The following is a 10338-nucleotide window of genomic DNA, read 5'->3' on the forward strand; positions in this document are numbered from 1 at the left end:
AAGGATATTAATATTTTGGACCTTTATTTGAAACTAATAAGATCATGCCAGCTAATCATACAAGAGATGTAGAGATAACTATTCATATTCATCAAGTTGCATTATTTGCAGCTTTTCTTACATGAGCCACGATTGCTGAACGAATTACTTCAGGCATTTGACTAAAGGCATCTGAATTTACAATATTTATGAGTTGGCTAGCTTGTTGTTTATTAATTTTGTCAATATTTACAATGTTAAAGTAATCGTTTGCTTCCAATTCTTTAGCAAATTCGTTGTATTTAGGGTCTATTTTACTTAAAGCATCTATCGCTTCAGAAAATGCATTTGAATCATTGCTTTCTAGAGCACTTACTACTTTAATTACGTTAGTTCCTATAGTAATCAATTTGTTTAAATAGTTATTTTGTTCATTAGCCACAGTAGGATAATTTTGACTTTCAATTTCTCTTGCGCTATCAAGAGCTTGTTGTAGTACATCTAAGTTAGTTTCGTAATTTCCTTGATTAATTCCTGTATCAAGATAATTATTTAGTATGCTTGATAAGTTATTTAAAGCGCTTAAATTATTATTTAGATTATTTAATTCATTTACTTTTTCTTTATTAGCATGCATTAATGAAGCTAAATCATTTTTATCTTGCAATACTAAATCTTTATTAATATCAGGAACATTGTCTGTATTAGTTTTAATATCACTAGCAACTTTATCAAGTACACCTTGATATTGTGCATTTAAATTATTTAATGATTTCATTATATCTGAAGCATTATTATAAGTTGTATCTTTATTAAATGCTTCTACTTGAGAATTAACATAAGTAGGATCAAGATTATTCATTTGACTTGCTGTGTATTCAATTTGAGGAACAACTTTATCATTTAACATGTATTGTTGTTCTGAGAATTGATTAATTGCTGAAATTGTATCTTGGAGTTGTTTTACTATGTTTACTGCATTAGCATAGGTTTCGTTGCTTTGTTGAGTTTTATCCTTGATTGTCGCAATGGCATTAGCAGCTTGCTTTTGAAGTTCTTTTAGTTTTTCTTGAAGAGCTTTAGGTGAGTTGAATAATGAGTTAGCATTAATATTTGAGTTTAAGTCATTTACTTGACCTTCAAGTTCGCCAGTTTTTTCTTCAAAGACTTTATTTCCATTTAATCTATCAAATGCTTCTTGTAGAGCAACCTTCATAGTGCTAATTGCTTTAGGATCGTTATCGCTAATTACTTGACCATTTTGTACATTTGCTACATCTAAAGCATCTTTTAAAGCTTTAGCAAAGGCTTCTTGTCTTTCTGGTGAAGCAAATGTATATTTAATAACTGTAATAGGGTTTTGTTTATATTCTTTAGGTATTTTTTCAAGAAGTTGTTTTAGTTTATACATACTATCATTAAGCTTAATAGCTTTTTTATTAATTGCGCTTATAGTTTTTTTAGCATGAGTTAAGCTCGTTATATTACCTTTAGTTGCTTGCATAACTTCATTATATAAAGCATTTCTTTGAGCGTTGTTTAGATGAGATAAAGTAGCGATATCATTTAAAGCATTTATTTCATAGTTATTTACTTTTTGAGCTGTAGATTGGGCAATTAAGTCTTTAGCTGGAGTATTAGGATCTTTTAGCATTGCTTCAGATTTTTCAAGTATTTCATTACTATATGATGGAATATTAGCTTCTAGTGTAGGAGCATTTTCTACAGCATTTGCAAGTCTATTAGCATTTAATGCAAATTCGAGTTTATCAGTTTCATTATTTAGATCATAAATATTCTTATTTTGATCATTCATAATGTTTTCTGCATTTTCTAATTCACCTTTAAGCATTTTTGAAATGCTGATATTTTTTGGAATAGCTTTTACTTCATCAATAAGACCTTGTAATCCATTTAAAGCTTTACTGTAGGCATCTTTGCCTGGGGTGATAGCATTTTGTAATACATTAGCAGCTGTATTTAAACTTTCTTTAGTTGCTTGAGGATTATCTAATTCACTTTGAGCAGTAGCTAATGCTTGTTTAATATTATCAAGGAGTTGTTGAATATTATCTACTGGGGTTTGTCCTTCTTTTGGTGTAAGTTTTTTAATAATATCACCTGCATCAACGATCGCATTTACTAATGCATTCTTGTTGATTGTTTGAATTAGTTTTTCTGCTGCAGCATTATTTACTTCTGGAGTATTTGTTGTAGCATTTTTAGCTACTTCTGTAGCTTGCTTCAAGGCATCTTTTAATTGTTGAGATCTTTCACCTTCAGGAATTGCTTCAGCTTGTGAAATAGCATTAGTTAAGTTATTTACACCCATTGCATCACTTAATTCTTTAGCTTTTTGATCAAAGAAGTTTTTATCTTTATCTAGATATTGATTATTAGTATCTTCTAAAATTTTCTTAGCTTCATCAATTAATTTTTGTGCTTCAGGTGAAATTTCTTGCTTATTGGCAATTGCCTTATCATAAGCATTATATAGTTCTTGCTTCTTAAGGTTATTTTGAAGTTTTTCGATAGCTTTATTAATATCATCAAGAGTTGCATCAGGATTATTTAAAGTTGCTGTAGCAGGGCTTAATGCTATATCCTTAAATGTTTTTGAATCTTTTAGTTCTTGAGGAACTGAATTAATTAATTTTTCAAGTTGATCTTTTGCTTCAGCTTTTTGTAGATTGTTTAAAGCTTTAATAACATCAACAGCTGTAGAAACTGGAGTAACATTCATTACTTCAGTAGCTTTTGCTAAAGCATCTGAAAGCCCTGCATTTGGATTTTGAATATTTAAAGCTTGTTGTATAACATCTTGAAGATTCTTTCTATATCCATTTACTAAATCATTAGCAACTTTTGTGGCTTGCTGCAAGGCATTAACAGCATCTTGATATGCTTGTGAATTTTCAGGAGCTTGAGTAATTACTTCTTGAGCTGCCTTAATAGCATCAGCAACTGGTTGCATTTGTTCTTTTAATGCTTGAACTTGTGTTGAAATTTCAGTGTTCGCTTCATCTTGAGGTGTAACTGCAATTTGTCTTTGTAAGTCTTCAGCATCGACAATAGCATTTGCAAGTGGATTTTGTAAGTTAGCTAATTGTAGTTTTTTATTAGCTTCAATAATTAATTTGTATGGAGTGTTGCTTAAATCTTTTAGTTCTTGTTCTTGAAGCTCAGGAGCAAAAATATTAATTAATGATTGAACTTTATTTTCATCATTTAAGTTAATATCATTTCCTAATTCTTTTGATAATAATTTAGCATCCTTAATAGCTTTTTCGAGTTCTTTAGAAATTCTTAAATCAGCTGGTAATGAATTTAAAAGTTTATTCATTTGGTAGTAGGCAGCATTAGCTTGAAGTTTTTCTATTGCTTCAGCTACATTATTTTGTTGACTTGAAGATAATTGGAATGAATTATTTGGAACTAATGCATTACTTGAATTTACAATTGTATTTCCATTATTAATAAAGTTATCACTATAAGGTTTATCTTTTGGATCTTGACTTTCAGGGTTAGCAGCTTGCAATTTAGCTTTTTCAAAGTAAATTGCATTAGTGTTTGTGTCAGTAAATACTGATGATAATTGACTGTTTACAGCTGCATCAAAGGTATTAAAGTCTTCTTGATTAAATTCAGTTAGACTTTCAATCTTAATTTTTTCTTCAGCAATAAATGTATCAGCAGCTGATAAAGTATTTGATAATTTTTCAGCTCGTTTATCAGTTTCAACAAGTTGTTTAGATGTATTGACTGCTTGAATTAATTTATCTAAGTCTAGAGCATAGGTTAATTTACCTTTAGCAAGATCATAATCAGTAGCTTTATTGCCTTGTTTATTTAAGGCATTTTCAGCTTCTTGAATAACTTTATTAATATAATCTTTATCTGCATCAGTGCTTGCTTGTTCCTTAGCTTTAGCAATTAAATCTTTTAATTGGTTTTTAGCATGTTGATCTTTAGCTACATTACTAATTACATCATTAAGCTCTTTAACAGCTTGTTGAACTTGTTCAGGTGTTAAATCATTTTTAGCTGCTATTTCTTGGGCTTTAGCAATAGCGCTTTGAAGTTCTGGATTAGGTGTTTCATTTTGTACTGCTTGAGCAGCTTCGATTTCTTTATTTAGAGGTTCTTTTAACATCGCATCTTGAAGCTTCTTAATTTCTTCATCGTATTTAGTTGTTTCTTTATTATTTGTTACAACACTTGCATTATTAATTGCATCTTGAAGTGCTTTAGAAGGTGCAATTACGTCTTGAGCTTTTGTAATTTCATTTTCTAGTTCATTTAATTTCACTGCATTCTTTAGAGCATCAATAGCATCTTGTACATCTTTTGAAGCTGGTGTTGTAGGTGAATTAAACATATCTTTTGCAGTATTTTTAGCTGTTGCAATAGCATCTTGAAGTGCTTTAGACATTGGAGTAATTTCGTTTGCTTGTTCTATTTCTTTTCTTAAAGGATCTACTGTAATTGCATTCTTAGTTGATTGAAGTAATTTGTTAGCTTCTTGATTTGTTAATGTACTTGGATCATCAAGATAATGTTGAATATCATTTTTGAAATCTTGTGTACATTTAGCTGAATTATCATTAATATTTTCATTTACTAAATCTTTAATTTGTTGAATTGTTAAAGCTTTATTAATTTCAGGTAATAAATCATCTATTGATTTCTTGATATCTGCAACTTGTTGAGCTGAATCATTGCTTCCTGATACTTTATTTAGAACACTTGTAGCAGAACTAATAGCTTGTTGAACTTTATCCTTAAGTTCAGGATTGCTTATCTTATCTCAGATAGCTTTATTATCTTCTAGAACTTTATTTATATTTGAAAGTGATGTAGATAAATCATTCATTCCTGTGTCTAAAGCTTTAATCTTATCTATTTGATCTTTTAGATCAGCAAACGTTTTTTCTGGATTAGTTCCTAATGCTTTAGTTTCTTCTTGCAATCCACTTACTTGAGCATTATTTAAATTAGCTTCATTTATAGGAATTTTATTTGAAATAGCTTGAGCTAATTTATTCATAACTTCTTGATATGCTCTATCATAGTCTTCTTTAGTATTTAACTTATTAAGTGAAGAAATGTCTGTAACAGTGTTATAGGTCTCTTGTCCTACATACTCTTTAATAGAAGGATTAATTGCTGCTATTTTATCTTTTAACATTTGTAAGTAACCATTTAATAAATCATATTGAGTTTGTAGGTTAGTTGTTAATTGAGCAATTTGACTTGGAACTATATTTGAAATCTTATCAATTTCACCAATAGCGTTATATGCTTTCATAAAATCTACTTTATTAGTTGCATATGTTAATCTATCGCTTTGATTTTCTTTGCCTACATTCAATTCTTCATTAACCTTGTTATATAAAGTTTTAAGAGTTAACATAGCATCATCAAGCTCTTTTGCTGTTGCGTTTACTGGATTACTTTGTGGGTTGTAAAGAATTTTTTCACCTAATTCTGAGAATTTAGCTGGAAGAGCATTTTGTAAATTAGAAATATTTAATGAAGCATCATTTCATAAGTTAACATCACCAATTTTTGCATTTAAGGTATCTTTTTGAGGTTGAGTTAAGTTTTGATATTCAGAAAGCTTATTTGCAATTCCTTTATTTACTTCATTGATTTGAGATGCTTGGTATAAGATAGCTTGTATTTTTCATAATGTTTTAGGTTCTTCTGTATTTCCTACATTTAATGATGAAAATACTGTTTTATCTTGACTTGTCCCTGATGGTTTACCAAATATAGCATTTGCTTGGGCCATCGCTGCTGATTTTTCATTTTGACTTAAGTGTTCTAAACCACTAATATATTTAGTTATTGCTGGAAGCAATAATTTAACATTAATTTCTTGATATATGTCTGAATTTTTATTGAAATCAAAATCAGCTGCGTCTTGAGGAAGTTTGCCTTCTTCTTTAAGTTGCTGAATGATAGCCTGACCTTCTTCTACTGTGAATAAGCTACTTCCTTCAGTATTAATTGAATTAAAGTATTTATCTAGAATGTAATTTGGATAATCAAGAACTGCTCGATATCTTCCATCCATGTTTTTGGCTGCTTGTTTAATTGAATCTATTAATTGATTAATTTGTTCAGGTGTATATGCATATCATGTATATGGAGTTGCTTTACTAAATGTTGAAAGCTTAAGAACTGAAGCAAGGTTTTGCGCTGTTTGAGCAGCTAATAATTCATTTTCAGGAGCACTCTCACTGACAATTTGATTAATTCCATTTGGAACTTGTTGCAATAATTGGAATGCTGTAGAAATTAAAGCAATAAATTGTCCATTTGCTTTAGGCGTATCATCAAAATTGAAAACCCCACGTTTTTCTCTAGCAAATTTATCTAAATTTCCTAGAGAGTAGTATTGTCCATTCATAAAGACATTATCTTGTGAACTCGGATCAGTTGCATACTTACTTAAAACCGAATTTAACTCTGTCATAGCGCTAATTGTATTTGTTACATTAACATCTACGGCTTGAACACTATTTGTAATAGAACCTTGATCTGCTAATTCATAAGCATTTAAATATTGACTTACAAAGTATTGATATTGAGCTTGATTCAAATTATTTGAATTAGGAGTTTCTAAAGTATTAACCTTGGTTTCTAAAGCTGTAATATTTGCTAATAATTTATCAATTCTACCATTTCATTGGTCTAAGAATGTTGTAATTTCATCTACAGAATTAAAGCTAGTTGAGGCGTTAGATAAAACCTTGTCGAATGCTTCTTGCATTTGTTCAGGAATTGTGTAAGTTGAACTAGTAGCTTTTAAAATATCATATTTAGCCTTTGGATAAGGCGTTTTAGATATAAAGTAAGTTTTAGCATCTACTTGTCAAGGGAAGTTAACACTAGCTGAATCTAGACTCGTGTTAGGAAAGACAAAGATATCTAATCCATTATCCTCCTCAACAGATGGGGTATTTGTGTGATAATCGTTTAGTTCCGGTACCAATACAGAACCTAAAGGTTGTTGAATTTCAGTAGTTTCATTAGATACTACATTTTGAATGCTGTTTGAGTATTTTGATGAGCTATATGCAATAAATTCTTTAGCAAAAATAGGATTATTTGTAGCAACTTGATTTAAGTGAGATTTGTATTTAGCTTCTGCAATTATTACATTAATCTTAATTTCACGTTGACTGTAGTTTTCAAGTTCCTTGTAGTTTACTGGAGTAGTCTTAGTAATGATATTATCTAGTTTATTATTAAGTTTTTCAATATCTTTTGGTGTTAGGTTACCTAAATTAGCTATAACTTCTTTTGCTGCTGTTATATCAGTTGTAAGTTCTTGATATTTTGTTTCTAAATTATATGTATTAGCAAGCGTCTTAAGCTTATTAAGATTTGTAGGAACATCTAAAAGTGCAGAATTAATATTAGATTGACTATAGTTTTGTATTAAATCAATAGTAAGTTTATATTGAGCAACAGCATTTTTGAATGTATTAAAGGTGTTATCTGATCCTGAAGTTATTTGTACAGCCTTATATTTAGCATTACTGTCTACAGCTACATATTTGTTATACATTTCAACTGCTGATTGATATGCACTTTGAAGTTCAAGCATGCTATTTACTAAAGAAACAACTTCAGCACGACTTGTTTTTTGAAGTACTTGAGTTTTAAAAGCATCTTTATAAGCACTACTAAATAGTGTTGTTGAATCAATAATTTCAAAAGCTTTTTGAACAAATTCAGCCGATGTTAAGTTTTGACCTTCTTCAAATCCTTGATATGCAGTTGCGTTTAAAGCTTGGATTGAGGCATTATAGTTATCAACCATTTCTTTAACATTTTTAGCTGCTTCATTATTATCGACAACACCACTATCATTAGCTGTATAGTTAGGAACTGATTTTGAAGGTCATTGTTTTAACGTTTCTAAATCATTTCTATATGTAGCTCTATTTACATCATCAGCAAAAAGATAATTAATGAAGTAATTCATTTTGGCTTTAGTTGCTGCATCTTGTGAATTGTAATTATTAATGTTTAAGAACTCTTTAGCATCCTTATTTGCCTCGCTGGTAGGTGTATTAGCATAGCCATAAATTGACTCGTAAGTTTGAGTAGTTGTTACGATTTTATTTGCATCATATGAAGATTGTTTTAGATCACTTAATTGTGATTGTCATTTTTCATTATTGAAATTAGCTATAGTTCAATCTTTATACATCGCATCTTGAATAGCTGCTTGTTGAGCACTTGATAATGTAAAGTTTTTATATGAAAAATTCTTATATAGGCTGCTTGAACCACCATTTCTTGAAGTAGCAGTTTCTGAATTATTAAGAACTCTTAGCTTATTGTAACCTGTTCTATTTGAACCAGAACCCATTCATTGTACTTCAGATATGAATTCTAATTCACCTGTCTTCATAAGTGAACTACTATTATTGTAAATATCTGCTAAATTCAACTCACCTGTTTTGTCAGGAATATATTCATTCATTCCTTTTTGTTCTGGATCTTGAGAGAAGAAGGGAGCAGTTTTGCTGTTAAATACTTTCTTAAGAATTAATCTATTAGCGCTTGTTAATGATTTATAATCCTTTTTCATTTCTTCAGGTCATAAGTCAGGATCAGAATTAAAAGTTAGGTTAATTGTGAAATCTTTAGTTCTATCTTTGTAAGTTTGAGATTTAGCTTTTGCTACTACGTCAGCCGGAATTTCAGCTATTTTAGTTGTCTTCCCATCGCTTTCTTTATAATAAAGTTCATATCCATATGCATCGTTAGGAATGAAGTAGTTATATAGTTTATTTTTAAAACCTTGGTAGTTATTTATAGCTTTTTCTTTAATTTTTACATTAATTGCTCTGTATTTATTTCTGTTATAGTTAACTGAATTAGTAGCAACAAATGTACCTGAACAATCAGGTGCTGTTTTACAGTTTCAGTATAATCCTCTATAGTATGTCGTTACAGCTGTAATACCACCATTGTTATTACTTTTTCCATTAATATATGAATATTGATTATTAGGGAGAGTTTCTTGATTATCTATTGTTTCAAATTCAAGAACAACTGTAGGTTGATATACACCATTTGCATTAGTTCATTGGTTACCCATTGAAACTTGACCCATAAACACTGAGCCAACATCTGTTTTATTTTTACTATATGGTGAGTTACTTACAGGACGCAAGAATGCATTATTTAGGGTTTGTTTTAAAGGTTGTGTAGGATCTCCATCTTGATGAATCGTACCATTAATAATTTCTTGTATAGTTTCATCTGCATTGCTTTTAGAATCAATAGTCACATATCTTAAATTATTAACTAAGAATGGTCTATTTTTATTACTATTAAATCATCCTTCTGGAATATCAGCACCATTACTTCAGTTTTGATAAAATCCATTTTCACCAATGTATATAGGTTTAGTTTCAAATTCACTTGGATTTCAATTTAATGTACCTAAACCATCATCTGAAGCATCTGCTACAGTAATATCTCCTGTTATTAATGGCTTATCATTTTCTGAATTAAGAATATTTTTCACTAAACCTAAATACATTGTGTTAGGGACATTGGTTTCTTCATACTTGTAATTTCTAGCTATAACACTAATTCTCATTGAGTTATCTACAATTTGAAGATCGTTTGATAAAAAAATACCAAATGTTAAGTTACCAAATACATCAGGATAAAAGTAATTATTTGCATTAGGCTTAACATTATCCATTGGTGACTTAGGAATGTAATAGTTGTTAAAGGTTGCTCTTCATCTTCTTCTTGGCGATGTCGAAATCGCAAAGTAATCCTTAGGTTTACCTTCGTTTGTTATATCTTCAATTTTTACAACATTATCAAAATATTTATTTACAAGTTTGTGATATTTATCTGTTGAACTCGATGAGAACCATCCCTTATTTTGAATAGCTTGTTGATCTGTATTTGATTGAAAAGGCATTCATACATTTTGGTTAGATTCCAATTTATTTCATTCAAGGTTAGCTGAATCAATTGATGGATAAATATTACCAAAAATAGCATTATCTGCAGTCTTATCTCCGGTTTTAAAGATATTTATTTCTTTATTAGAAACATAATTTCCAGAAAAACCAGAATTATCTCCACCTAAGTCTTGCATACTATTTTCATCATCATTTGATGCTGAAATCAGCAATACACTAGGTACTGCTAGTATAGATGCAGAAGCTATAGGCATTATAACTTTTGCAATTTTTTTGTTCATTAATCAACTCCTTATTTTTTACTTATGTTTTCTTATTTTAGATATATTTTATGGTAATAGACCAATTTTTGTGTAATCACTTCGGTCTTTTGTAGATATATTATAAA

1 protein-coding gene is annotated in these 10338 nt (G+C 29.6%); it reads right to left on the reverse strand.

Annotated features, from left to right (window positions below; translation table 4 throughout):
* Positions 1-7: 7 nt before the first annotated feature.
* Positions 8-10231 (reverse strand): coiled-coil domain-containing protein, encoded by a 10224-nt coding sequence (locus ACX1M8_RS01940; protein WP_458836688.1) that lies wholly within the window; start codon positions 10229-10231, stop codon positions 8-10.
* Positions 10232-10338: the final 107 nt, after the last annotated feature.

The organism is Mycoplasma tracheobuteonis, from assembly GCF_054456995.1.